Origin of the sequence: Streptomyces sp. Q6 (assembly GCF_036967205.1) — a bacterium.
Classification (GTDB): domain Bacteria; phylum Actinomycetota; class Actinomycetes; order Streptomycetales; family Streptomycetaceae; genus Streptomyces; species Streptomyces citrinus.
In genome coordinates, this window is record NZ_CP146022.1 from 1,140,521 (window position 1) to 1,164,978 (window position 24,458).

A 24,458-nucleotide genomic window follows, 5' to 3' on the forward strand; every position below is an offset into this window, starting at 1 on the left:
GGTTCCCTTGATGGTGGGGGCAGTTGTTCACTTGGGGTTCGTGTGCGCGCCGTGGCGAAACAGTAGGTGTGGCGCTGCGGCGCCGCGCACGGTCCAGGCTCCGCACCGTCGTCGTAACCGTCACTGGAGGCGCCCATGTCACACCGTCCGCCGAGTCCCCTGCCCGGCCGCCGCGGAGTGCTGCGCGGTTCGCTCGCCGCGACGGCGGCGCTCGCGCTGCCCGCGATCGGCGGTGCCGCGGCTCCCGCGTTCGCCCTGTCGGGGCGCCCGAAGGCGGGCTGGGGCGTGCAGGCCGGTGACGTCACCGCGCACTCGGGCCTGGTGTGGGTGCGATCGGACCGGCCCGCCCGGATGATCGTGGAGACGTCCGCGACCGAATCGTTCCGCAACCCCGTCAGATGGCGCGGCCCCCTCGTGGGCGCCGGCACCGACTTCACGGGCACGACCCGACTGCGCGGCCTGCCGCCGGGCGAGCAGATCCACTACCGCGTCCTGCTCGCCGACCCGGACGATCCGCGCCGTACGAGCGAGCCGGTCACAGGAACGTTCCGCACCTCGCCCGTGCGGCGCCGTGACGACGTGCGGTTCCTGTGGTCCGGTGACATCGCCGGGCAGGGCTGGGGCATCAACCCCGACCGGGGCGGCTACCACGTCTACGAGGACATGCGCGCCCTCGACCCGGACTTCTTCCTGTGCAGCGGCGACAACATCTACGCCGACGGCCCCATCCTGCCCAGCGTGACGCTGCCCGACGGGCGGGTCTGGCGCAATGTGACGACCGAGGAGAAGGCGAAGGTCGCCGAGACGCTGGCGGAGTTCCGCGGCGCGTTCCGCTACAACCTGCTCGACGAGAACCTGCGCCGTTTCAACGCGCAGGTCCCCACGATCACGCAGTGGGACGACCACGAGGTGCACAACAATTGGTACCCGGGCCAGATCCTCAGCGACAACCGCTACACCGAGAAGAACGTCGATGTGCTGTCCGCGCGGTCGCTGCGCGCGTTCAGCGAGTACTTCCCCGTCTCGACGCTGCCGCCGGGCGACGCGGACGGCCGGGTGTACCGGGTGCTGCGGCAGGGTCCGCTGCTCGACGTGTTCGTCCTCGACATGCGGACGTACCGCGACGCGAACTCGCCGAACCGGCAGGCCGACGACGTGACCGGCATTCTCGGCGCGGAGCAACTCGCCTGGCTCAAGAGGGAGTTGTCGACGTCGCGAGCGGTGTGGAAGGTGATCGCCTCCGACATGCCGCTCGGGCTCGTGGTGACGGACGGCGCCGTGAACTTCGAGGCCATGGCGCAGGGCGACCCGGGCGCGCCGCTCGGCCGGGAGTTGCAGATCGCGGAGCTGTTGCGGCACATCAAGCACGAGCGGATCACGGGCACGCTGTGGCTGACGGCGGACGTGCACTACACGTCGGCGCAGCACTACGAGCCGTCGCACGCCGCGTTCCAGGACTTCGAGCCGTTCTGGGAGTTCGTGTCGGGGCCGCTGGCCGCGGGCGGCTTCCCGGCGGCGAAGCTGGACGGGACGTTCGGACCTCAGCAGGTGTTCCTCAAGGCCCCGGCGCGGGCGAACACGTCGCCGGCGGAGACACCGCCGTACTTCGGCGAGGTCGAGATCGACGGCGGCAGCGGCGAGCTGACCGTGCGGCTGCGGCAGGAGGGCGGCGACGTCCTGTTCACGAAGACGTTGCAGCCGGGGCGCGTCGGTCAGTGACGGGGGCGGGCGCGGAGCGCGGGCGCATCCCGGGCACGGAACGCGGACGAACGATGGGCGCGGGACGCCGACGCATCCCGAGCGCGGAGAGTAGTTGTCCGTGGCCCGCCGCCGATACCCGCCAACTCCCCGAGAAGTAGGCGTAGTCGCAGGTCAGAGCCGATTGTCAGTGGTGGCCTCTACGGTTTTCCCATGACGCGATCAACACAGGCCGTGACCTATCGTCGACCCTCCGCGCTGGAGTCCGCCGCGGGTGCCCGCCGCTTGGGACTGGAGACCTCGCGGGGTGCCACCCCCGCGGGCCCCCAGGACCATCCGCAGTTCTTCGCCGGGTTTCTGACGGCGCCCCAGGTGGCGTCGGCCGGGCTGCTCGCGGTGGCGGACGTGGCGGCGGCGCGGTACTACCAGCAGCAGCTGCGGGCCTCGATCGATCCGGTCGTGACGGGCAGCGGGGACCGGCTGCGGTTCGAGTCGTTCTCGGGCTGCGGGGGTGTGTACGCGCGCCTGGACGTCCTGTCGGAAGGGCTCGACGGTGACGACATCCGGCACGGCACGACCAATGTGGACGTCAACATCCCGCTGCGACAGGCCCTTTCACGGATCGGCTCGGACGATCCGCTGCATCTGCGGGTGGGGCCTGACGCGCTGGCCGTGACCACGCTCGACGGGCCGGTGGTGGAGAAGAAGGTGCCGCTGCCTGACCGCTGGCTGCGCGGCTTCGCCGAGGCGCAGGTGACAGCGGCCGGCTTCGAGCTGCGGGCCGAGCTGACGGCGTCGGAAGCGGTGCGGTTCCTGCGCTCGCTGCCGCGCTCGGCGGGGCGCGGGCCACGCTGGGTGGTGCCCGCGGGCCGGACGCTGCGGCCGACGACGCGTGCGGTGCCGGGCGCCGTGTGCCTGCCGGGGCCGGAGCGGCTCGTTGCTCTCCAGCGGGTGTTGCGGCACGCGACGGCGCTGCGGGTGTACGGCCCGGTCGTCTCCTCGGACGCGGCGGTGGCCGGCGCGTGGGAAGCGGTGCTGCCCGGGATGCGGCTGACCCTCACCCTCTCGCCGGACGCCGCGCGCGGGTTCTCCGGGGAAGGCGGTGTGCTGGAGGCGTTGGCCACGGATCAGGCCGCCGAGGACGCCGAGTTGATATCCGTGCTGCTCGCCTGGGAGCCGCGCGTCGATCTCGCCGATCTGGCCGCGTCGTCGGGGCTGCCGGTGGACCGGGTGCGGGCGGCCCTGGTGCGGCTCGGGACGTCGGGGCGGGTCGGGTACGACACGGCGGAGGCGGCGTACTTCCACCGTGAACTGCCCTACGAGGCGGGCCGCGTGGAGCGGCACAATCCGCGGCTGCGGGACGCGCGGGCGCTGCTGGGGGCGGGAGCGGTGGCGTGGGACGGGAAGCTCGGCACGGTCACGGCGGAGGACGGTCATGTGCACCGGGTCCGCGAGGACGGGGGGACGTTGAGTTGTACGTGCGTATGGTGGGCCACGTATCGAGGTGGGCGCGGGCCCTGCAAGCACGCGCTCGCGGTGCGGATGGTGCGGCGGGGCGCGGCGGCCCCCGGCACGAGCGGCACCTCGGCCGCGGTGGTCGTGGAGGGCGTGCGATGAGCCACGAGACGCTGCTGCGGTGGGTGCGCAAGGGTGACCTTGACGAGGTCGCGGATCTCCTCGACGGGATGACCGACGTGGAGCGCCGGGCCTGCCTGCCCGCGTTGAAGGAATTCCGCAAGGAGCTGCGTGCGGAGCCGTGGAGCTCCGACGCCCGGGTCGCCTATCCGGCGCTTCAGGCGGCCGGGGCGGCGTGCCACACCGGTGCGGCGGCGGCAGCGACGTGGCTCGGGGCGGCCGACTGGCGGTGGTCGCGGCAGGCCGCCCCGCAGGTGCTGCTGCACCTGCTCGGCGACCGTGAGACGGCGTGGCTGGCCGATGTGGCCCACCGGCTCGCGGCACTGCCGACGTCGCGCGGTGTGCCGTACGGGGTGCTGTCGGGTCTGGTCGCGTTGTCCGGCTGTCCGGTTCCGACGACGGAGGCGTACGTCGTCGGCTGGGTCGACCATGTCAACACGGGTCGCGGGCACCGCCAGTCGCTGGCCGACCGGTTGCGCGCCGAGCCTCATCTGGCGGAGCTGACGGCGGCGCTGTTCGAGACGGACGACATCGGCGGCCGCCTCGACTGGTACGAACCCAACGACCGGTGGAGCTGGTCGCGCGGTCTGGCGGAGCTGGCGGCGGAGGGGGTGCTGGAGCGCAAGGCCCTGGTCGACGGCTGTGTCGCGCGGCTGGTGCGCGGCGGACGTCCGTCGGACGTCCGGCTGTTCCTCAAGGTCCTGGACCGGTTGGCGCTGAGCCGCGACGAGCAGCGGGAGCGGCTCGCCGACTGGGTGGCGCTGTGCGCGGACGGGGCGGCGCCGGTCGCCACGTACGCGCAGAAGGTGCTCGGCGCGCTGGCGCTGGACGGTGAGGTGTCGGCCCGCTCGCTCGCCGAGGTGTCGGTGGCGGTGCTGTTCCGGCCCGAGAAGAAGCTGGTGCGGGCGCAGCTCGTCCTGCTCGACAGGGTCCTCAGGAGCATAGGCCGGCAAGGGGGTCCGGCGGCCGACGAGCTCCTGCCCGCTGCGGGCGAGGCCTTCGGTCATGCCGACACGGAGGTGCAGGAGCGGGCCCTGAAGCTGGTGGCGCGGCACATCGCCGACGCCGGGGCGGCGGCCAGGAGTCAACTGGCTCTCGCGGCGGACCAGTTGAGCGCGGGACTGCGATCGCGTGCCGAGGAGGTGCTGGGGGTGCGTCTCAGCGCCGACGGGCCGTACGAGGAGGTGCTGCCGACCGCCGCGGAGCCGTTCCGTCTCGCCTCCGCGCCCGACTCGGCCGCGGAGGTGGCCGAGGAGGTGGGCGCGCTGCTCGCGTCCGGAGGGGACATGGCGGCGTTCGAGCGGACCCTCGACGGTCTGATGCGCCATGCGTACCGCGACCGTGCGGCGTTGAAGGAGGCGCTGCTGCCGGCGGTGTCACGCCGCTGGTGGTACGACTCGGACCGGCAGGGTTTTGCGCAGACGCATTTCCGGGGCGCCACCTACGGCCTGGAGGTCGTCGCGGCGGCGGTGGCCGACACCGTACGGACGGGGGTCCTGCACGAGGCGGTCACCCATGGGCCGCAGGGGCGCGCGAGCCACGCGGACAGCGCGCTGCGCCGGTGCTACGACGCCCGGTTGTGGGAGGCGGCGTACCAGATCCGCACCGCGCCGGTGCCCTTCCTGCTGGCGACGCCGACGTGGAGCACGGGGTTCATCGAGCCGGCCGCGCTGGTGCAGCGTCTCGCGGCCTACCGGGATGCGGGCGCCCGCGTGGGCAGTGCCGACTTCGCGCAGGCCCTGCTGCGGGTCGATCGCGGCAGCGCACAGGCGGAGGACGCCGCGCGGGATGCGGCAGCGCTCGGTACGCGCGAGGGTGGGCGGCTCGCCGACTGGCTGCGCTCACCGACGCCCGTGGAGGCGGCAATGACCCTCGGCGCAGACAGTGGCCATCTGCTCGTGGGGCTCGGGGAACAGGCCGATCTGCACGACGGGCTGCCCGACCCGTTCCGGCGTCTCGGGAAGTCGTTGCCGTTGCCCGAGGAGTCGGTGTCGTACTGGCAGGTCGAGTCGGGCACCCCGCAGGAGCAGGCCCATTGGCTCGCGGTACTTCCCGGGCGGCGCGAGACCGTGGCGGCGCGCCTGCTGCAGGAGGTGTCGTTCTGCACGGTGTACGAGATACGGGGCGCTGCCGCGTATCTGCCGCTGCTCGCCGAGGCAGAAGGTACGGCGGGGACGGCCGTTCACCTGTCGGTGGCGTACGGGTTGGCGGCCCGTCATCCGGAGGACCGGCTGGCGGCGGTGGACGCGCTGCTGATCCTGGCGGGCCGCCGACAGCTCGACGGGCGGCTGCTGGGCTCGCTGCTGGCGCAGGCCTGGGATCTCGCCGACGTCAAGGCCACGCGCCTGGCCGAGTCGCTCGGGACGGCTGCGGCGACCGGGGCGTTCGGCACGGTGTCGCAGGTGCTGCGGGGGTTGGTGCCGACGCTGCTCGCGAGGAAGGAGAGCCCGGTCGCGTTGCGGGGACTCGGCGATCTGCTCGGGGTGGCGGCTGACTGTGCGGAGCGGACGGGTGAGCGCGAGGCGATACCCGGCCTCGCCGATGTCGCCGCGCGGAAGGGCTCGTCCCGACTGGTGGCGCAGGCGCGACGGCTGCACGCGGCGACCGGCTGAGGCGGCAGCCGGGTGTGATCGCCGAGTAGTACCGCTCGGCGAGACCGCCGCTGAGCTGGTGTCACCACCAGGTCAGGCCGCCCGGCGAGACCGCCGCTGAGATCGCCGGGCGAGGCCCGCCGACTGGGACCGCTGGGTGGGAAATGCCGGGCGAGGCCCGCTGGGCGGGATCGCTGGGCGGGGGCTCTCGCAAGGCCACTCGGCACATCCAGAAGTAAAAACCGGCCAAAACAGCCATAAGCACTCTTTACCCATCGGTCACAAACCGTTCGTGATCACGCAACACCGTTCCTTCACAGTGGATGCATGAGTCCAGACATGTCTGATGTGACGCGAGTGAAGCACGGCCGGCCCGCCCACCACTGGCGCCGGGATCTGGTCGAACTGGCCGCCCTGTTCACGGCCGTGGCGGTCGCGGACGCCGTGGCCAACATGATCGGGCACGGCCCGGACGGGCCCGTGCTGCTCACGGTGTCGGCCGTGGTGCTGCTGGCCACGGCCGGGTTCCACGTGTGGTGGTCACGGCGCCACGATCACGCGCCGCCATCGCCGGATACCGGCGCCCGGTCGTCCGCCTCCTCCGGGGCGACGGCCGGGCGGCCGGTCACGGCGGCCGCGCCGCTCGATCCGGCGCAGAGCGTGCTGTGGCGGATGCGGACGACGGTGCGGGACGAGCCGGGCTCGCTCGCGGCGCTGTGCACGGCGTTCGCCCGGCACCGGGTGGACATCCTCAACCTTCAGACGCACCCGCTGGCGGACGGCACCGTGGACGAGTTCCTGCTGCGCGCGCCGCAGGAGCTGACCGCGGCCGAGCTGACCCGGGCGGTCGCGCAGGCCGGCGGGGCCGGTACCTGGATCGAGCGGGCGGACGCCCACGACCTGGTGGACGCGCCCACCCGGATCCTGGGTCTGGCGACGCGTACGGCGCTGGACGCGGCGGAACTGCCGTTGGCGCTGCGCCAGTTGCTGGGCCGGTGCACGATCAAGTCGCTGCCTGCCACGGCGCCGGGGGCGGCGGGGCGTGACGGCGCCCCGGTCGAGGGCGGCTTCGAGGAGACCGGGATGCGGCTGCGGACGCCCGAGGGCGGGGTCATCACGGTGGAGCGACCGTATCTGCCGTTCACCCCCACCGAGTTCGCGCGGGCCCGCGCCCTCGTCGAGCTCGACACGCGGCTCGGGCCGCGGGTGCCGCGCAGCCAGGACGTGCTGACGCTGCCCGAGGGCAACGAGATCACGGTGCGCCGCGCCGACGTCGCCGATGTGGCGGCGTCGAAGGAGATGCACGAGCGGTGCTCGCAGCGGACGTTGAGCATGCGGTACCACGGGCCGGTCAGCGATGCGGACCGGTATCTGAACCACCTGCTGAGCCCCCGTTTCGGCCGCACTCTGGCCGCGCAGACCGCGTCCGGCAAGGTCGTCGCCCTGGGGCATCTGCTCTGGGACGGCGACGAGACCGAGATCGCACTGCTCGTGGAGGACGACTGGCAGCGCCGCGGGGTCGGCTCCGAACTGCTCGGCCGACTGGTCGCGATGGCGGTCGAGGCCGGATGCGAGAGCGTGTACGCGGTGACGCAGGCGTCCAACACGGGCATGGTCGCGGCGATGCGCGCGCTCGGTCTGCCGCTCGACTACCAGATCGAGGAGGGCACGCTGGTGATCACCGCCCGGCTCGATACGACACCGGTGGCGTCGCGGCCGCCGTACGAGCAGATCGAGCGCCGCTGACGGCCGACGGCCGGCCCGAAGCGCTCGCGTCCAGTGCCCGGTCGAGGTCGGCCCACAGGTCCTCGACGTCCTCCAGGCCGACCGACAGACGCAGCAGCCGGTCGCTGACGCCCGCCGCCCTGCGGTCGTCGGCGGCCACGATGCGGTGACTGATCGAGGCCGGGTGCTGGATGAGGGAGTCGACACTGCCGAGACTGACCGCCGGGGTGACGAGTTCCACCGCGGCGGTCACCGCGTGCGGATCCCCGGCGACCTCGAAGGCGACCATCGCGCCACCGATGCGCGGGTAGTGGACGCGGGTGACGCGCGGGTCCCCGGCGAGGCGCCGCGCGAGTTCCGCCGCGCTCGCGGAGGCGGCGCGCACCCGCACCGGCAACGTGGAGAGCCCGCGCAGCAGCAGGTAGCCGGCGAGCGGATGCAGCACGCCGCCCGTCGCGAACCGCACCTTGCGCAGTTCCCTGGCGAACATCTCGTCGCACGCCACGACACCGCCCAGGACGTCGCCGTGACCGCCCAGGTACTTGGTCGCGCTGTGCAGCACGAGCCGGGCGCCGCTCTCGACCGGCCGTTGCAGCACGGGCGTCGCGAAGGTGTTGTCGACGAGCAGCGGCACGGAACCGCAGGCGTGCGCGACGGCTCGCAGGTCGACCTCGGCCAGGGTCGGGTTGGCGGGCGACTCCACCATCACCAGACCGGTGTCGGCCCGGACGGCGTCGGCGATCCCGGCCGGGTCGACCCAGGTGACCTCCGAACCGAGCGCGCCCGCGGTGAGGAGATGGTCGCTGCACCCGTACAGCGGGCGGACCGCGACGACATGGCGCAGGCCCGCCGACAGACGGACGAGAAGGACCGCCGTCAGGGCGGCCATGCCGCTGGCGAACGCGACCGCGCTGTCCGTCCCTTCGAGGCGGGCGAGGGCCGTCTCGAAGCGGGCGACGGTCGGGTTGCCGAGCCGGCCGTAGACGGGCGGCCCGTCGTCGAGGACGCCGTCGGCGGCGAACGCGTCGATGCGGGCGGCCTCGGCGCGACTGTCCGCGGACGGGTACGTCGTGGACAGGTCGATGGGCGGGGCGTGCAGGCCGAGGGCGGCGAGATCGTCGCGGCCCGCGTGCACGGCTTCGGTGGCGAGCGCCCGGGGACGGGGTGCGGTGGGTGCCGTCCGGGAGTACGTCACATCCTCGTTGATGTCCATGGCGCCAGGATGAACAGGGACCGGATCGAGTGGGTCAACTCCCGTGCTACGTTCGCCGGATGGGCGATTCCCTCGTACTGGATCCGGTTGATCTTGAGATCCTGCGACTCCTTCAGAACGATGCCCGCACCACGTACCGGGATCTCGCGGCGCAGGTCGGCGTCGCGCCGTCGACGTGTCTGGACCGGGTGACCCGGCTGCGCAGGGCGGGGGTGATCCTCGGGCATGTGCTGCGGCTCGATCCGGCGCGCCTCGGCCGCGGGCTCCAGGCGCTGTTGTCGGTGCAGGTGCGGCCGCACCGCCGGGAGCTGGTGGGGCCGTTCGTGGAGCGGATCCGGGCGCTGCCCGAAGCGCGGACCGTCTTCCATCTGACCGGCCCGGACGACTACTTGGTGCAGGTCGCCGTGCGGGACATGGCGGATCTTCAGCGCCTGGTGCTCGACGAGTTCACGGCGCATCGCGAAGTCGCCCGGGTCGAGACCAGGCTGATCTTCCAGCAGTGGGAGTGCGGCCCGCTGCTGCCGCCGGGCGCGCCCGCGACGCCGGATGCGCATCATGGTGACGCGGCCCCCTGACTCGTACGAGGATGTCCGCATGTCAGACACCGCGAGCACCTCTCAGCCCCAGGCCCCACTGCCGCGACAGATCGCCGACCGCTACGTCGACGAACTCGTCGCCCTCGACCCCGTGAACGGCACGTACCTCGGCGTCCGCGCGTCGTCGAGCAAGCTCCCCGATCTGTCCCCCGCCGGTCTCGCGGCCCTCGCCGATCTCGCCCGTGACACGCTCGCGCGGCTCGACGAGGCGGAGCGCGCGCCGGGCGCCGACGACGACGTCGAGCGGCGCTGCGCGCGGCTGCTGCGCGAGCGGCTCACCGCCGAACTCGCCGTGCACGACGCCGAGGAGCACCTGCGCGTCGTCACCAATCTCGGCTCCCCGGTCCACCACGTACGCGAGGTCTTCACGGTCACACCGACCGAGACCGACGAGGACTGGGCGGCGATCGCCGAGCGGCTGCGGGCGGTGCCGGCGGCGTTCGAGGGCTACCGCGAGACACTGACCCTCGGCCTGGAGCGCAAGCTGTACGGAGGCCCGCGGCCGACGGAGACGTTCATCGGGCAGCTCACCGAGTGGGCGGGTACGGGCGAGAAGCCCGGCTGGTTCGAGGAGTTCAGCGCCGACGGGCCCCAGGCTCTGCGCGCCGAACTCACCGAGGCGGCGCGCGCCGCGGACGCCGCGACGGTCGCGCTGCGCGACTGGATGCGCGACGTGTACGCGCCCGCGATCGAGGGGGCGCCCGACGTGGTGGGCCGCGAGCGGTACGCCCGCTGGTCGCGCTTCTACAACGGCACGGACCTCGATCTGGACGAGGCGTACGCGTACGGCTGGAGCGAGTTCCACCGGCTGCTCGGCGAGATGCGGACCGAGGCGGAGAAGATCCTGCCCGGGGCCGCGACGCCGTGGGTGGCGCTCGCCCACCTCGACGAGCACGGGCGGCACATCGAGGGCGTCGACGAGGTGCGGCAGTGGCTTCAGAACGTCATGGACGAGGCGATCGACGCGCTCGACGGCACCCACTTCGAACTCGCCGAGCGGGTAAGGACGGTGGAGTCCTGCATCGCGCCGCCCGGCAGCGCGGCGGCCCCCTACTACACGCCGCCGTCGGAGGACTTCTCGCGGCCGGGCCGTACGTGGCTGCCGACGATGGGGCAGACCCGCTTCCCCGTCTACGACCTGGTGTCGACCTGGTACCACGAGGGCGTGCCCGGCCATCACCTCCAGCTCGCGCAGTGGGCGCACGTCGCCGGTGACCTCTCCCGCTACCAGGCGACGCTCGGCATCGTCTCGGCCAACGCGGAGGGCTGGGCCCTGTACGCGGAGCGGCTCATGGACGAACTCGGCTTCCTCACCGACGCGGAGACCCGGCTCGGTTACCTGGACGCGCAGATGATGCGGGCGGCGCGTGTCATTGTCGACATCGGCATGCACCTGGAGCTGGAGATCCCGGCGGACTCGCCGTTCCACCCCGGCGAGCGGTGGACGCCCGAGCTGGCGCAGGAGTTCTTCGGGGCGCACAGCAGCCGCCCGGCGGACTTCGTGGAGAGCGAGCTCACCCGGTACCTGTCGATCCCCGGCCAGGCGATCGGCTACAAGCTGGGCGAGCGGGCGTGGCTGCTCGGCCGGGCCAACGCGCAGGCGGCCCACGGCGACGCGTTCGACGCGAAGGCGTGGCACATGGCGGCGCTGTCCCAGGGGTCCCTGGGGCTCGACGACCTGGTGGACGAGCTGTCCAAGCTCTGATCCGGAGCCGGTGGCATCCGGCGTGTCACGGGGACGCGGAGTTTGCGCGCGCGTCCCCGTGACACGGTGGTTCCCGCGGGTCAGCAGCCGCAGTCGTCGGAGTCGACCGGCGCGGTCAGCGGGTCGGCGTCCTTGCGGGCCGGGCCCTCCCACGTCTCGTACGCGAAGCCCTCGCGGGCCCAGTACTCGAAGCCGCCGAGCATCTCCTTGACCTGGAAGCCGAGCTCGGCGAGGGCGAGGGCGGCGCGGGTCGCGCCGTTGCAGCCGGGGCCCCAGCAGTACGTGACCACGGGGACGGACTTGTCGAGCAGCCTCTCGGCCTGCTCGGCGATGAGTGCGGTCGGCAGGTGGATCGCGCCGGGGACGTGGCCCTGGTCCCACGAGGCGGTGGAGCGCGAGTCGACGACCACGAACCCGGGGTCGCCGTCCGCGGCGAGGGCGGCGGCGACGTCGGACACATCGGCGTGGAAGGCGAGGCTGGCGCTGAAGTAGGCGGCCGCGGCGGCCGGCGAGGCGGGGGCGACCCGCAGGACCGGATTGACAGGGGCCGGCGTGGTCGGCGCGGCCGGCGTGGCCCGGGTCGTCTCGGTGGACGTGGTCGCCGTCGCGGTCGTGGCGGCGGTGGTCGTGGTGGTCGTCGTCATGGCGCTGCCCCCTGTGGGTCGTGCGGTTCGTACCGTTTCGTGCGGTTCGTACGGTTCGTGCGATCGGGACGGCGGCTGTGGCGCGTTGCCCGGCGCGTTCTTCCTGACCAGAAATCTACGGCCGGTGGCCGTGCGGCTGAAGGCCCGATCGCCGGGATAGCGCTTGATCTGCCGAGGATTCCCCTGCTATCCCTGCTTCATGACCGCCGATTCCACACCCGCATCCGTCTACGTCCCCGATGCCACCGACTGGCGCATTCTGGAGGTCCTCCAGCAGGAGGGCCGGGCGAGCTACGCCGAACTGGCGCGGGCGGTGTCCATGTCCGCGAGCGCCGTGACCGAGCGGGTGCGCCGCCTGGAGGAGGCCGGGGTGATCCAGGGGTACACGGCGGTGGTCGTGCCGGAGCGGCTCGGGCTGCCGATCCTGGCGTTCGTGCGGCTGCGCTATCCGAACGGGAACTACAAGCCGTTCCACGACCTCGTCGCCGTGACGCCGGAGATCCTGGAGGCGCACCACGTCACGGGCGACGACTGCTTCGTGATCAAGGTGGCGGCGCGGTCGATGGGGCATCTGGAGGAGGTCTCCGGGAAGATCGGCGCGCTGGGCTCCGTGACGACGAGCGTCGTGTACTCGTCACCGCTGCCACGGCGAGCGATCGGCCACTGAGGCCCTGCCGGGCGGGCCGCCGGGTCAGGTACGCGGTCGGCCGGACACGGCTCGAGTGCGCGGTCGGCGGACACGGCCCGGGTGCACGACCGACCGACACGGCCCGGGTGCACGACCGACCGACACGGCCCGGGTGCACGACCGACGGACCCGGCCCGGGTGCGCGGCCAGGGCTCGGCACCGCACACCCGCACACCCGCACCGAATCCTGTCCCGCCCCGCTACCCGTCCCCCACCCCACGCTGCCGCACCATCGACCCCTCCCGCCCCTTCACGACCTCCAGCTGCGCGTGCACGCGGCGGCGCAGGTCGCCGACGTGGCTGACGATGCCGACGCTGCGGTCGCGCTCGCGCAGGGCGTCGAGGACGTCGAGGACCTCGTCGAGGGTCTGGTCGTCGAGGCTGCCGAAGCCCTCGTCGATGAAGAGGGTGTCGAGACGGACGCCGCCCGCCTCGTCCGTGACGACGTCGGCGAGGCCGAGCGCGAGGGCGAGGGACACGAAGAACGTCTCGCCACCTGAGAGGGTCGCGGTGTCGCGCTCGCGGCCCGTCCACGCGTCGACGACGTGCAGGCCGAGGCCCGAACGCCCGCGCCCCGCGAGGGAGTCGGAGTGCACGAGGGTGTACCGCCCGGACGACATGCGGCGCAGGCGTGCCGTCGCCGCCGCCGCGACCTGTTCGAGGCGGGCGGCCAGGACGTACGACTCCAGGCGCATCTTGCGTTCGTTGTCGGCGGAGGTGCCGGCCGCGAGGGAGGCCAGCCGGGCGACGCGGTTGTACGTGGCGCGCAGCGGCCCGAGTCGGCGGGCCTCGGTGGCGGCGCGGCGGGAGAGCCGGTCGAGTTCGTCGCAGCGGCGGGCGGCGGCGTCCCGGGCGGAGCCCGCTGCGCGGACGCGCGCGTCGGCGGCCTCGGCGGTGGCGAGCGCGGCGGCCACGTCGGCCTGTGGCGACCGGGCCGCCGCGGCGGTCTCCTCCTCGGCGAGCACCGCGCGGATCGTGGCCTCCTCCGACTGCCAGGCGTCCAGGCGGTGCTGGAGGTCGCGGTGTCCTGCGTCGTCGAGGAGGGCGGCGGCCGCGTCCTGCGGCGTGTCGAACCCGGCGCGGAACGCGGCGTCGGCGAGTCGCGCGTCCGCGTCCTTGAGGCGCTGCGCGGTGTCCTCCACGGCGCGGGCCGCGTCCGCGGCGGCGGTGAGCAGGGCGGCCCGCCGCTCCAGCTGTGCGGCGCGCACCTCGACGCTCTCGGCGGCTCCGCGCGCCTGCGCCAACTCCCTTCGAGGGTTCCCTGTTCACGCTCGATGGCGTCGCGCGCGGCGGCGCGGGCCGCGGTGCGCGTGGTGGCGTCCTGGCGGGCGGTGAGCCGGCGCTCGTGCTCGCTCTCGGCGCGGGCGAGGGCCTCGCGGGCCGCGTGCAGCCCCGAGGCGAGGGCGCGGGTGTCGGCGTGTCGCGCCTCCATCTCCCGTACGGCGTCGGCGAGTTGCCCGGCCGGTGTGTCGCCGGCGGCGGCCTTCGCCGCGGCCAGTTCCTCGCGTACGGCACCGAGCCGGCGCTCGGCGTCGGTGCGCCGCTCGTCCGCGGTGCGGTAGGCGGCGAGGGCGCTCTCCTCAGTGGCGCGGTCGACATGACCCGCGGACTTCCGCATGGGCGCGGGGTGTTCGGTGGCGCCGCAGACCGTGCAGGGCGCGCCGTCCACGAGCCCCTCGGCGAGTTCGGCGGCGACGTCACGCAGTCGCTGTTCCTTCAGGGCGAGCCAGTGCTCATGGGCGGCGGACGCGTCCTCGCGGGCGCGCAGGGCCGCGGCCTGAGCGGTGTCCGTCTGTGCGCCGAGCCGGTCGCGCTCGACGGCGGCGCGCGCCTGCTGCCGTGCCGGGTCGAGCTGTCCGGCGAGGTGCTCGGTGCGCGTCGTCGCTTCCTGGGCGTCGTCGACACGGGTCTGGAGCTCGGTGCGGCGGCCGTCCCATGCGTCGAGCCACTGGGCGGCCTCGGCGAGCAGGTCGGTGTCGGCACGCTCCTCGCGGTCGAGTCCGGCCCGTTCCCGCGCGAGGTCGCCGAGGCGCCGCTCGGCCCGGCGCGCCGCTTCGAGCCCGCCGAGCTCCTGTGCGACACGCCGTGCGGCCTCGGCGAGCGCCTCCGGAGGGCCGTCGGCGTCGACGGTGTCAGCCGTGTCGGCGGTGTGCTGCCCGGCGCCGCCGAGGAGCGTGCTGTCGGTCGCTGCCCGCAGCTCCCGCCGGGCCTCCTGGGCCTCCCGCTGCGCCGCCGTGTGCTCCGCGTCCGCCGCGTCCCGCAGCGCGAGCGCGGGTGCCACCGTCTCCGCCTTGCGGCCCCGCTCCATCCGCTCGCGCAGCGCCCGGTGCTCGTCGGCCCGCTCCTCCAGGGACGCGGCCCGGCTCTGCGCCTCGGCGAACCGGCGCTGCAACCGGTGTCTCTCCCGTACGTCGGTGAGCTCGCGCTGCGCCGCGACCCGGGCCGACTCGGCGGCGGCCAGGGCGAGATGGCTGTGCGTGTAGTGCTCGCGGGCGCTGGAGCGGGCGGTCGCCGCCCAGGTCAGGACGGCGTCGGCGAGGCCGGGGTCGCCGGGTGCGGCGTCGACCGGCGGCAGGTCCACGAGGTCGCCCGCGGCCTGCTGCATCCGGTGCGCGTCCGCGAGCAATTCCGTGTCGCCCGCGGTGACCTGCTTCTCGGCGGCGCGCCGGTCCTCGGCGAGCCGCTGCTCCACGGCGGCGAAGCGGTGCGTGTCGAAGAGCCGCCCGAGGAGTCGCCCCCGGGCCTCGGCGTCGGCCCGCAGGAACCGTGCGAAGTCGCCCTGCGGCAACAGGACCACCTGGCAGAACTGGTCCTTGCTCATGCCGAGGAGCTGGGTGATCTCCTCTCCGATCTCCTGGTGGGAGCGGCTGAGGTCCTTCCACTCCCCCGCGGCGGCGTCGTACTCGCGCAGCCAGCTCTGCGCCTTCTCCGTCGTGAAACCGGTGCCGCGCTTCTTGGGGCGCGCGAACGGCGGCTGCCGGGTGAGTTCCAGACGGCGGCCCGCGACGGTCAGGTCGAGGGCGACCTCGGTGCGCACGCCCGGCTCGGCGTGGTCGCTGCGCAGGTGCTGCCCCTGGCCGCTGCCGTGCTGGCGGGCGCCGGGCACGGTCCCGTACAGGGCGTAGCAGACCGCGTCGAGGACGGAGGTCTTCCCGGCGCCGGTCGGCCCGTGCAGCAGGAAGAGCCCTGCGGACGACAGCGCGTCGAAGTCGATCTTCTGCGTCGTGCCGAAGGGCCCGAACGCCGTGATCGTCAGTGTGTGCAACCTCACCGGGCGACCTCGCGCGTGCCGTTCCGGAAGAAGTCGGTCCGCACGGCGTCGAACGCGGCGCGCAGCACCACCCGCTCGTCGTCGTCGGGCCCCGCGCCCCTGACGTGGGTCACGAAGTCCTCCGCGATCTCGTGATCGTCGCGCCCCTTGAGGCGCTCCGCGTAGCTGGCGTCCGGCCGGGTCTCGGTGCGGCGCGGTTCGAAGAGGAGGCTGAGCGTGTGCGGGAATCGGTCGGTGAGGCGGGCCATGGGGTCGTCGGGCCTGACCGCGTCGGTGAGGGTGGCCTCCACCCACGACTCCTCGTGGCCTGCGAGGTCCGGGTCGGCCAGCAGATCGTCGAGGTCACCGCGGACGCGGGCGAGCGGGCGCGGCACCGGGCAGTCGATCCGCTCGGCGCTCACGGCGCCGTCGGCGTCGAGGTCGATCAGCCACATGCTCTTGCGGTGGTCGGCCTCGGAGAAGGAGTAGGGCAGCGGTGATCCGCTGTAGCGCACGCGCTCGGAGATGACCTGGCTGCCGTGCAGATGCCCGAGCGCCACGTAGTCGACACCGTCGAAGACGCCGGACGGGACGGCGGCGACGCCGCCGACCGTGATGTCGCGCTCGCTGTCGCTGGGGGCGCCGCCGGTCACGAAGGCGTGTGCGAGGACGACGGACCGAGTCCCCGCGGGGCGCTCGGCGAGGTCGGCGCGCACCCGCTCCATGGCGGCGGCGAGCACATGCTCGTGCCCCGCCTTCGCCACGCCGAACATGTCCTTGACCAGGGCGGGCTCCAGGTACGGCAGCCCGTAGAAGGCGACTTCGCCGTGGTCGTCGGCCAGCACGACGGGGTCGCCGCAGCGGTTCGGCTCCGTACGGAGATGGATGCCGGCGCGGTCGATGAGTCCGGCGCCGACGCCGAGGCGGCGGGCCGAGTCGTGGTTGCCGGAGATCATCACGGTGGGCACGCCGAGGTCCGCGAGGCGGTGCAGCGCGTCGTCGTACAGCTCGACGGCGGCGAGCGGCGGGACCGCCCTGTCGTACACGTCACCCGACACGACCACCGCGTCCACGCCGCGCTCGCGCACGGTGTCGACGAGGTGGCCGATGAACGCGGCCTGGGCGTCGAGCATCGACACACGGTGGAACGCGCGCCCCAGGTGCCAGTCGGATGTATGCAGCAGCCTCATGGCACACGAGGCTAACGGGTGGGTCCGACATCACGGCCGGAACGGCCGAAACGGCTGAAGCGACCGCATCACCCGAACCGTCCGGCACCGCCCGGACCGCCCGGACCGCCCCCCCCGTCGCCCCGCGGGCCAAGCGTGGCAGAAGGGAGCGTGGCAAAGCAGCCGTGTCAGGGGCGGCGCGCCTCCGGGTGTCGCCACAGCCCGCGCGCGGCGAGGACCGGAAGGACGCCCTCGCCGAACCAGTACGCCTCCTCGACGTGCGGATATCCGGAGAGCACGAACTCGTCGATGCCGAGGGCGTGGTACTCGGCGATCAGGTCGGCGACCTCGGTGTGCGAGCCGACCAGCGCGGTGCCCGCGCCGCCGCGGAGGAGGCCGATGCCCGCCCACAGGTTGGGGTGGATCTCCAGGCGGTCGGCGCTGCCGCCGTGCAGGGCGAGCATCCGCTTCTGTCCCTCGGAGCCGGACCGGGCGAGCCCGGCCTGGACCTCGGCGACGGTCTTCGGGTCGATCCCGGACAGCAGTCGGTCCGCCTGGGCCCACGCCTCCTCGGCGCTGTCGCGGGCGATGACGTGCAGCCGTATCCCGAACCGCACCTCGCGCCCCTCGGCCTTGGCGAGCGTACGGATCCAGTCGATCTTCTCGGCGACCTGCGCGGGCGGCTCGCCCCAGGTCAGGTAGACGTCGCTGTGCCGGGCGGCGACCGGGCCCGCGACCTGGGACGAGCCGCCGAAGTAGACGGGCGGGACCGGGTCGGGCAGCCGGTTCAGGCGGGCCCCGGCGACGCGCTCGTGCACCCCGTCGAAGTCGACGGTCTCGCCGCGCCACAGGGCGCGCGTGATGTGCAGGAACTCGTCGGTGCGGGCGTAGCGCGCCTCCTTGTCGAGGAAGTCCCCGTAGGCGCGCTGTTCGGGGTCCTCGCCGCCGGTGACGATGTTCAGGAGCAGCCGTCCCCCGGAGTGGCGCTGGTAGGTGGCGGCCATCTGGGCGGCGAGGGCGGGTGCGACGAGGCCGGGCCGGAACGCGACCAGGAACTTCAGCCGCTCGGTCTGCTCGACGAGCATCGCGGTGGTCAGCCAGGCGTCCTCGCACCAGGCCCCGGTGGGGGTGAGCGCGCCCTCGAAGCCCAACTGCTCGGCGGTGCGCGCGACTTGGCCGAGGTAGGCGAGGGAGGCGGGCCGGTCGCCGCCGGCCGCGCCGGTGGGGACGCCGTGGCCGCCGCCGACGATGTGCCGGCTGTCGCCGTTGGTGGGCAGGAACCAGTGGAAGGTCAGGGACATACGAGTCCTCACAGGGGCCGGGAGACGGAGGCCGGAGACAGAAGCCGCGGAGACGGAACCCGGCGGCACGGGAACCGGCGAGGCAGAGGCCGGGCTACGGAACCGACGGACGGGCCGGGCGGGCTACGGAACCGACGGGCGGGCCGGGCGGGCTACGCGGCGGCGAGGCGTGCGCCGGTGGGCAGGCCCTCGCCGAAGCGGTCGAGGACCGGGGCGAGCGCCTCCCGCGTCTCGGGCGCGAGGGTGACGGACCCGTCGGCGGCGACGGTGATGTGCCGGTCGAGAACGAACCAGCCCTGCGCGACATCGGCTCCGAGGGACGTGAGGACGGGGCGCAGCGCGTAGTCGACGGCGAGGACGTGCGCGGGCGAGCCGCCGGTGGCCAGGGGCAGCACGGACTTGCCGCGCAGCGCGTACTGCGGGAGAAGGTCGAGGAAGGTCTTCAGGACACCGGAGTACGCGGCCTTGTAGACGGGGCTCGCGACGATCAGGGCGTCCGCGCGGGCCACGAGGCCGACGGCGTGGGCGACTTCGGGATCGGCGACGTCGGCGGAGAGCAGCGCCTCGGCGGGCAGGTCGCGGACGTCGAGGTGGCGGACCTCGTGGCCGTGCGCGGCGTACCGGCGCCCGATGTCCTGGACGAGGCGGGCGGTGCGGGAGGTGCCGGGGGCGGAGGCGCTGCCGGTGAGGGCGAGGAGGACGGCCACGGGAGGTCCTTTACACGAGGGCGTACGGGTGCGCGAAGGCGTGCGGGCGGAAGCGGACGCACACGTCACGCGGACGTGCGCGGTGCCGGGACAGGCGGGAGTGACCTCGACCGCCGTGTCGGCGGGAGGAGTTGCGCGGGAGGAGCGGTGCGGGTGAGCGGGGCAGCCCGGTGGGAGCGCGGCTCAGCGGGAGCGGCGACAGGTGGCGCTGGAGACCCGCGCGAGGTCGACGTGCCGTCGCCGCGTGAGTTCGTTTCGCCCTGCATCCATACCGCGATTCAAACAGTCGCCCCGCCGCCGCGTCGAGAGGGCCGACCACCTGTTCACACGCAGGTCACACGAGGACGCAGCCCCTACGCCCCCGATGAGCCCTGGAAGGCCGAGAAGCCCCGTGAGCCCTGGCGGCCTGCCGAGCCCTGCGAGGACGGAGCCGTACGCGCGAAACCGCCCGCCCCCTCACCCGTACGCCTCTCCCCCCAGTTCAAGCCCGGCCGACCCCGCGCTCACATCGGCCAGCCACGCGGTGAACCGCTCCACGTCCGACTCCGGCAGCCCGATCTCGATGGCGACGTCCTCGCCGTAGCGGACGTCGCGGACCTCGCGCCCCGTGGACCGCAGGTCGTTCTCCATCTTTCCGGCGCGCGCGTGGTCCACGGTCACCGTGGCGAGCCGGAAGCGCCGCCGGGTCACGGTGCCGAGCGCGTCGAGGGCCTCCCCGACCGCACCTCCGTAGGCCCGGATGAGGCCGCCCGCCCCGAGCTTCACACCGCCGTAGTAGCGGGTGACGACGGCGACGACGTACCGCATCTCGCGCCGGGTGAGCATCTGGAGCATCGGGACGCCCGCGGTGCCGCCCGGTTCGCCGTCGTCGCCGGCCTTCTGGATCGAGGCGTCGGCGCCGATGACGTACGCGTAGCAGTTGTGGGACGCCGTCGGGTGCTCCTTGCGGACGCGCGCGACGAAGGCCTGGGCCTCCTCCTCGGTGGCGGCGGGCGCGAGCGCGCACAGGAACCGCGAACGGTTGATCTCTGTCTCGTGCACGCCCTCGTGGGCCACGGTGCGGTACTCGTCCGGCATCGCACCAGCGTATGCGCAGGTGACGCCGGGCTCGCCCCCGCCCGACGCACGGGCGACGATGTGATGGATACTCGCTCGTCGTCGTCGTGAGGCGACACCGTCCGAGCCGTCCGAACAGGAAGCGTCGACCCATGACCGGCACCCAGGCCGAGAGCCCTGCCGCCCAGCCTGTAGCCACGCCTGCCGCCACGCACCGCTGGCGGTCCTGGCTCCTGGAGGGACTGAGCGAGCAGACGGCCCGTCACCAGGGGCCGCACGGTCACGCCCCGCAGGAGCACAAGGGCCACAAGTGGTGGCGCGTGATGTGCCTGACGGGCGTCGACTACTTCTCGACGCTGGGCTATCAGCCGGGCATCGCGGCGCTCGCCGCCGGTCTGCTGTCGCCGCTCGCCACGCTCGTCCTGATCGCGCTCACTCTCCTGGGCGCGCTTCCGGTGTACCGCCGGGTCGCCAAGGAGTCGCCGCACGGCGAGGGTTCGATCGCGATGCTGGAGCGGCTGCTGCCGTGGTGGGCGGGGAAGCTGTTCGTCCTGGTGCTGCTCGGCTTCGCCGCCACCGACTTCATGATCACGATGACGCTGTCGGCGGCGGACGCGGCGGCGCACGTCGTCGAGAACCCCTTCGCCCCCACGTCGCTGCACGGCGCAAACACCTGGATCACGCTGCTGCTCCTCGCCGCGCTCGGCGCGGTCTTCCTCAAGGGGTTCGGTGAGGCGATCCGGGTCGCCGTGGTGCTGGTGGCCGCGTACCTGGCGCTGAACGTGGTCGTGCTCGTCACGGCCGCCACCCATGTCCTCACCGAGCCGGTCAAGATCACCAACTGGTGGGACGCGATGACGGCGGAGCACTCCTCGCCCTTCGTGATGGTCGGCGTCGCGCTGCTCGTCTTCCCGAAGCTGGCGCTCGGCATGTCCGGCTTCGAGACCGGCGTGGCCGTGATGCCGCAGGTGAAGGGCGACCCGACGGACACGTTCGCGAAGCCCGAGGGCCGTATCCGCGACACCCGCAAGCTGCTCACCACCGCCGCCCTGATCATGAGCGGTTTCCTGCTCCTGTCCAGCCTGGCGACGACGATCCTGATCCCGCAGGACGAGTTCGAGGCCGGCGGCTCGGCGAACGGGCGCGCGCTCGCCTATCTCGCCCACACCTACCTGGGCGAGGCCTTCGGCACGGTGTACGACATCTCGACGATCGCCATCCTGTGGTTCGCCGGAGCCTCCGCGATGGCGGGTCTGCTGAACCTGGTCCCGCGCTATCTGCCGCGCTACGGCATGGCCCCGGAGTGGACCCGGGCCGTGCGCCCGCTGGTGCTGACCTTCATGGCGGCGGCGGTCGCGATCACCCTCTGGTTCAACGCGAACGTCGACGAGCAGTCCGGCGCGTACGCGACCGGTGTCCTGGTCCTGATGCTCTCCGCCTCCTTCGCCTCGACGGTCGCGGTGCACCGGCGCGGGCACCGCGCGGCGGCGATCGGCTTCGGCACGATCACCGCCGTCTTCGCGTACACGCTCGTCACGAACGTGGTGGAGCGCCCCGACGGCATCAAGATCGCCCTCATCTTCATCGTGGCGATCCTGGTCACCTCCTTCGCGTCGCGCGTGCATCGCGCCTTCGAACTGCGGGCGGGCGCGGTGACGTACGACGAGACGGCCGCGCGCATCATCGACGAGGCGGCCGCGCAGGGCCCGCTGCGGATCATCGCGAACGAACCGCAGGAGCACAGCACGGCCGAGTACCGGAACAAGGAGTACTGCCAGCGCGAGGACACGCACATCCCGGAGGGCGGCCCGGTGCTGTTCCTGGAGGTGTTCATCCAGGACTCGTCGGACTTCACCGAGGACCTGGTCGTGCACGGCGACGAGAAGCACGGCGTGCGCCGGCTGCGGGTGCACGGGCCCGGCGTCCCCAACACGGTCGCCGCGGTCCTGATGAACCTGCGGGAGCGCACGGGCGAGGTCCCGCACGCGTACTTCAACTGGACCGAGGGCCACCCCGTCAGCCATCTGCTGCGCTTCCTCGTCTTCGGGGACGGCGAGGTGGCGCCGGTGACGCGGGAGGTCCTGCGGCGCGCGGAGTCCGACCCGGAGCTGCGGCCGCGCGTCCACGTGGGCTGACCGGCCGACGGGGGCTGACACGGCCCGCGGGCCGGCCCGCGCCGGTCAGGTGGCGGCGCGGCTCGCCAGGTACTCCGTCAGACCTTCGCCGGTCAGCGGGTAGTAGTCGGAGAGACGCGCGCCCTCGTCGAGCCGGCGGCGGGCGAACGCCTCCCGGTCCTGGTGCAGCAGCGAGTCCTCGGCGAGGGGGACCGCCTTGTCCTGCGGGACGACGACGGCGCCGTCCTCGTCGGCGACGATCAGGTCGCCGGGCGTGACGAGGGAGCCGCCCACGCCCACCGGCACGTTGAACGCCGACGGGAACAGCTCGGTCTGCGACGCGTAGTGCGGAGTGACGCCGGTGCACCAGACGGGCACGCCGAGCGCCCGGATCCGGGCCGCGTCCCTGACCCGTCCGTCGACCACGATCCCGGCGCCGCCGCGCAGCTTGAAGTAGCGCACCAGCATGTCGCCGAGGCAGCCGGTGAAGTGGCTGCCGTGGGCGGAGACGACGAGCACGTCGCCGGGCCTGATGGACTCCAGGACGCCCCACAGCGGGGTCTTGCGCTCGATGTCCTCCTGCTCGGCGCCGTTGAACACGTCCTCGCGCTGCGGCAGGAACTGCAACGTCACCGCGCCGCCGGTGATCTTCACGTCCGGCTCGCGGTGCAGCGGCACCGGCCCGTCGATGAACGTCCGGGTGATGCCCATCTGGTGGAGCTTCGCGCAGGCCGTCGCCGCGCTGACGTCCTTCAGCGCCTCCACCATCCGCGCGGTGGGCCGTACGTAGGTCGAGGTGTGGACCGGCGCGCGCATCGAGTCGTAGGGACGAGGCTCGGGCACCTCCGTCCCGTTCGTACGGGTCTTCCCCGTGGACGGCGCCTTCTGATCCCCAGTCGGGTGCATGCACGTGCCTCTCCGCGCGCTCGTCGCACGCAACGCCAGTGACATCATCGCCTATCGATGGTAGATAACAGCCAATCGATTAGTGATGTCAATGCGTCCCACCGCTTCCGTTCGCCGCTTCACTGATCGCTTCCGTTCGTTGCCTCGTCAGGAGATCCCGGTGGCCGGTGCTTCCCCCGAAAACACTCAACTCGCCTCGTCAGCAGGGTGGTTCGAGGAGGCCAGGTTCGGCCTCTTCGTGCACTTCGGGCTGTACAGCATGGCCGCGCGGCACGAGTGGGTACGCAGCCGGGAGTCCATGTCCCAGCAGGAGTACGACCGTTACCTGCACCGCTTCGACCCCGACCTGTTCGACGCGCGCGAACTGGCGCGCACCGCAAGGGAGTCGGGGATGCGCTACGCGGTCCTGACCGCCAAGCACCACGACGGTTTCTGCCTGTTCGACTCGGCGCTGACCGACTACACGTCGGTGCGGGCGACGGGGCGTGACCTGGTGCGGGAGTTCGTCGAGGCGATGCGCGCCGAAGGGCTGCGGGTGGGGCTGTACTACTCGCTCCTCGACTGGCACCACCCGGACTTCACGGTCGACGAACACCACCCGCTGCGCGGCACCCCGGCGGAGCGGGAGCCCCGCGACATGGCGCGCTACCGCGCGTACATGGAGGGGCAGGTGCGGGAACTCCTCACCGGGTACGGCGAGATCGACCTGCTGTTCTTCGACTTCAGCTATCCGGAGAAGGGACCCGAGGAGTGGGGCGCCGACCATCTGATGCGCGTCGTACGGGAGGTGCGGCCGGGCATCCTCGTCAACGACCGGATGGGCATACCCGGCGACTACGTCACACCCGAGCAGTACCAGCCGGACCGGCCGCTCGAACGTGACGGGGAGCCGGTGCGCTGGGAGGCGTGCCACACGCTCAACGGCTCGTGGGGGTACGACCGCGACAACCACGACCACAAGGATCCGGCGCTGCTCGTCCGGATGCTGGTGCAGTCCGTGGCCTGCGGCGGCAACCTCATCCTGAACGTCGGACCGACCGGCCGCGGCGCCCTCGATCCGCGGGCCCGCGAGATCCTGCGGGCCATCGCCGAGTGGACCGCGCCGCACGCCCGGTCCGTGCACGGCGCCGGAGCGAGCGCGTTCGAGGCGCCCGCGAACGCGCTCTACACGCAGCGCGGGCGGCACCTCTATCTGCACCTCCTCGCCTGGCCCCTCAAGCACCTCCACCTGCCGGGCCTCGCGGGGCGGGTGCGCTACGCCCAACTCCTGCACGACGGCTCGGAGATCCGCTTCCACGAGACGGACGGCGCCCGGCACGAGCACAACAACCTGGCGCCGCCCGGCCAGCCGGCGGGCACCCTCACCCTGGACCTGCCGATCGCCCGGCCCGACGTGCTGCTCCCCGTGATCGAGCTCGAACTCGGTCCTGAGCGCGAACACGACGGCGGGGAGTGAAACC

At 73.1% G+C, this 24,458-nt stretch carries 17 protein-coding genes and 1 pseudogene; 9 read left to right on the forward strand and 9 right to left on the reverse strand.

Annotated features, from left to right (window positions below):
• Nucleotides 1-135 precede the first annotated feature (135 nt).
• From V2W30_RS05455 to V2W30_RS05470, 4 genes are all read left to right on the forward strand, one after another.
• Entirely contained in the window at nt 136-1,719 is a 1,584-nt protein-coding gene (locus V2W30_RS05455) for an alkaline phosphatase D family protein (protein ID WP_338694097.1), read from the forward strand.
• Between the two features lie 192 nt (nt 1,720-1,911).
• On the forward strand, nt 1,912-3,315 hold the full coding sequence (locus V2W30_RS05460) for an SWIM zinc finger family protein (RefSeq protein WP_338694098.1): 1,404 nt from the start codon (nt 1,912-1,914) through the stop codon (nt 3,313-3,315).
• Nucleotides 3,312-5,945, forward strand: a complete 2,634-nt coding sequence (locus V2W30_RS05465; RefSeq protein ID WP_338694100.1) for a DUF6493 family protein — start codon at nt 3,312-3,314, stop codon at nt 5,943-5,945. Before V2W30_RS05460 ends, V2W30_RS05465 begins: the two co-directional genes overlap by 4 nt.
• A 318-nt stretch (nt 5,946-6,263) precedes the next feature.
• Complete coding sequence (locus V2W30_RS05470) at nt 6,264-7,670, forward strand: GNAT family N-acetyltransferase (RefSeq protein ID WP_338694102.1); 1,407 nt, start codon at nt 6,264-6,266, stop codon at nt 7,668-7,670.
• Here the strand turns inward: V2W30_RS05470 and V2W30_RS05475 are convergent.
• Complete coding sequence (locus V2W30_RS05475; protein ID WP_338694104.1) at nt 7,603-8,862, reverse strand: trans-sulfuration enzyme family protein; 1,260 nt, start codon at nt 8,860-8,862, stop codon at nt 7,603-7,605. The genes V2W30_RS05470 and V2W30_RS05475 overlap by 68 nt on opposite strands.
• A gap of 59 nt (nt 8,863-8,921) precedes the next feature.
• On the opposite strand from V2W30_RS05475, the gene V2W30_RS05480 reads away from it, so the two are divergent.
• A complete protein-coding gene (locus tag V2W30_RS05480) occupies nt 8,922-9,437 on the forward strand; it encodes an Lrp/AsnC family transcriptional regulator (RefSeq protein WP_338694106.1) in 516 nt (171 codons plus the stop codon).
• Nucleotides 9,438-9,456: 19 nt separating this feature from the next.
• Nucleotides 9,457-11,163, forward strand: a complete 1,707-nt coding sequence (locus V2W30_RS05485) for a DUF885 domain-containing protein (RefSeq protein ID WP_338694108.1) — start codon at nt 9,457-9,459, stop codon at nt 11,161-11,163.
• Between the two features lie 80 nt (nt 11,164-11,243).
• On the opposite strand, the gene V2W30_RS05490 is transcribed toward V2W30_RS05485, so the two are convergent.
• Nucleotides 11,244-11,807 (reverse strand): rhodanese-like domain-containing protein, encoded by a 564-nt coding sequence (locus V2W30_RS05490; RefSeq protein WP_338694110.1) that lies wholly within the window; start codon nt 11,805-11,807, stop codon nt 11,244-11,246.
• 199 nt (nt 11,808-12,006) lie between these two features.
• On the opposite strand from V2W30_RS05490, the gene V2W30_RS05495 reads away from it, so the two are divergent.
• Complete coding sequence (locus tag V2W30_RS05495; RefSeq protein WP_338694112.1) at nt 12,007-12,474, forward strand: Lrp/AsnC family transcriptional regulator; 468 nt, start codon at nt 12,007-12,009, stop codon at nt 12,472-12,474.
• A gap of 221 nt (nt 12,475-12,695) precedes the next feature.
• Here V2W30_RS05495 and V2W30_RS05500 read toward each other — a convergent pair.
• From V2W30_RS05500 to V2W30_RS05520, 6 genes and pseudogenes are all read right to left on the reverse strand, one after another.
• Nucleotides 12,696-15,766, reverse strand: a pseudogene (locus V2W30_RS05500) (AAA family ATPase).
• Complete coding sequence (locus V2W30_RS05505; RefSeq protein ID WP_338694114.1) at nt 15,763-16,935, reverse strand: exonuclease SbcCD subunit D; 1,173 nt, start codon at nt 16,933-16,935, stop codon at nt 15,763-15,765. Before V2W30_RS05505 ends, V2W30_RS05500 begins: the two are co-directional and overlap by 4 nt.
• Before the next feature lie 167 nt (nt 16,936-17,102).
• Nucleotides 17,103-18,215, reverse strand: coding sequence for an LLM class flavin-dependent oxidoreductase (locus V2W30_RS05510; RefSeq protein WP_338694116.1), 1,113 nt, complete (start codon nt 18,213-18,215; stop codon nt 17,103-17,105).
• Between the two features lie 152 nt (nt 18,216-18,367).
• Nucleotides 18,368-18,922, reverse strand: coding sequence for an NADPH-dependent FMN reductase (gene ssuE, locus V2W30_RS05515; RefSeq protein WP_338694118.1), 555 nt, complete (start codon nt 18,920-18,922; stop codon nt 18,368-18,370).
• Nucleotides 18,923-19,105: 183 nt separating this feature from the next.
• Nucleotides 19,106-19,192, reverse strand: coding sequence for a putative leader peptide (locus V2W30_RS41520; protein ID WP_425244665.1), 87 nt, complete (start codon nt 19,190-19,192; stop codon nt 19,106-19,108).
• 186 nt (nt 19,193-19,378) lie between these two features.
• On the reverse strand, nt 19,379-19,999 hold the full coding sequence (locus V2W30_RS05520; protein ID WP_338694120.1) for a YigZ family protein: 621 nt from the start codon (nt 19,997-19,999) through the stop codon (nt 19,379-19,381).
• A 131-nt stretch (nt 20,000-20,130) separates the two neighbouring features.
• Here V2W30_RS05520 and V2W30_RS05525 point away from each other — a divergent pair, with 131 nt between their 5' ends.
• On the forward strand, nt 20,131-22,113 hold the full coding sequence (locus tag V2W30_RS05525) for an amino acid transporter (protein WP_338694121.1): 1,983 nt from the start codon (nt 20,131-20,133) through the stop codon (nt 22,111-22,113).
• 45 nt (nt 22,114-22,158) lie between these two features.
• Here V2W30_RS05525 and V2W30_RS05530 read toward each other — a convergent pair whose 3' ends face one another.
• Nucleotides 22,159-22,998 (reverse strand): ribonuclease activity regulator RraA, encoded by an 840-nt coding sequence (locus tag V2W30_RS05530; RefSeq protein WP_338694123.1) that lies wholly within the window; start codon nt 22,996-22,998, stop codon nt 22,159-22,161.
• A gap of 160 nt (nt 22,999-23,158) precedes the next feature.
• On the opposite strand from V2W30_RS05530, the gene V2W30_RS05535 reads away from it, so the two are divergent.
• Nucleotides 23,159-24,454, forward strand: coding sequence for an alpha-L-fucosidase (locus tag V2W30_RS05535; RefSeq protein WP_338694125.1), 1,296 nt, complete (start codon nt 23,159-23,161; stop codon nt 24,452-24,454).
• Nucleotides 24,455-24,458: the final 4 nt, after the last annotated feature.

Coding starts and splice junctions, on each gene's coding strand:
- V2W30_RS05455 (WP_338694097.1), top strand. CDS start 136: ATGTCACACCGTCCGCCGAGTCCCCTGCCCGGCCGCCGCGGAGTGCTG.
- V2W30_RS05460 (WP_338694098.1), top strand. CDS start 1,912: ATGACGCGATCAACACAGGCCGTGACCTATCGTCGACCCTCCGCGCTG.
- V2W30_RS05465 (WP_338694100.1), top strand. CDS start 3,312: ATGAGCCACGAGACGCTGCTGCGGTGGGTGCGCAAGGGTGACCTTGAC.
- V2W30_RS05470 (WP_338694102.1), top strand. CDS start 6,264: ATGTCTGATGTGACGCGAGTGAAGCACGGCCGGCCCGCCCACCACTGG.
- V2W30_RS05475 (WP_338694104.1), bottom strand. CDS start 8,862: ATGGACATCAACGAGGATGTGACGTACTCCCGGACGGCACCCACCGCA.
- V2W30_RS05480 (WP_338694106.1), top strand. CDS start 8,922: ATGGGCGATTCCCTCGTACTGGATCCGGTTGATCTTGAGATCCTGCGA.
- V2W30_RS05485 (WP_338694108.1), top strand. CDS start 9,457: ATGTCAGACACCGCGAGCACCTCTCAGCCCCAGGCCCCACTGCCGCGA.
- V2W30_RS05490 (WP_338694110.1), bottom strand. CDS start 11,807: ATGACGACGACCACCACGACCACCGCCGCCACGACCGCGACGGCGACC.
- V2W30_RS05495 (WP_338694112.1), top strand. CDS start 12,007: ATGACCGCCGATTCCACACCCGCATCCGTCTACGTCCCCGATGCCACC.
- V2W30_RS05505 (WP_338694114.1), bottom strand. CDS start 16,935: ATGAGGCTGCTGCATACATCCGACTGGCACCTGGGGCGCGCGTTCCAC.
- V2W30_RS05510 (WP_338694116.1), bottom strand. CDS start 18,215: ATGTCCCTGACCTTCCACTGGTTCCTGCCCACCAACGGCGACAGCCGG.
- V2W30_RS41520 (WP_425244665.1), bottom strand. CDS start 19,192: ATGGATGCAGGGCGAAACGAACTCACGCGGCGACGGCACGTCGACCTC.
- V2W30_RS05520 (WP_338694120.1), bottom strand. CDS start 19,999: ATGCCGGACGAGTACCGCACCGTGGCCCACGAGGGCGTGCACGAGACA.
- V2W30_RS05525 (WP_338694121.1), top strand. CDS start 20,131: ATGACCGGCACCCAGGCCGAGAGCCCTGCCGCCCAGCCTGTAGCCACG.
- V2W30_RS05530 (WP_338694123.1), bottom strand. CDS start 22,998: ATGCACCCGACTGGGGATCAGAAGGCGCCGTCCACGGGGAAGACCCGT.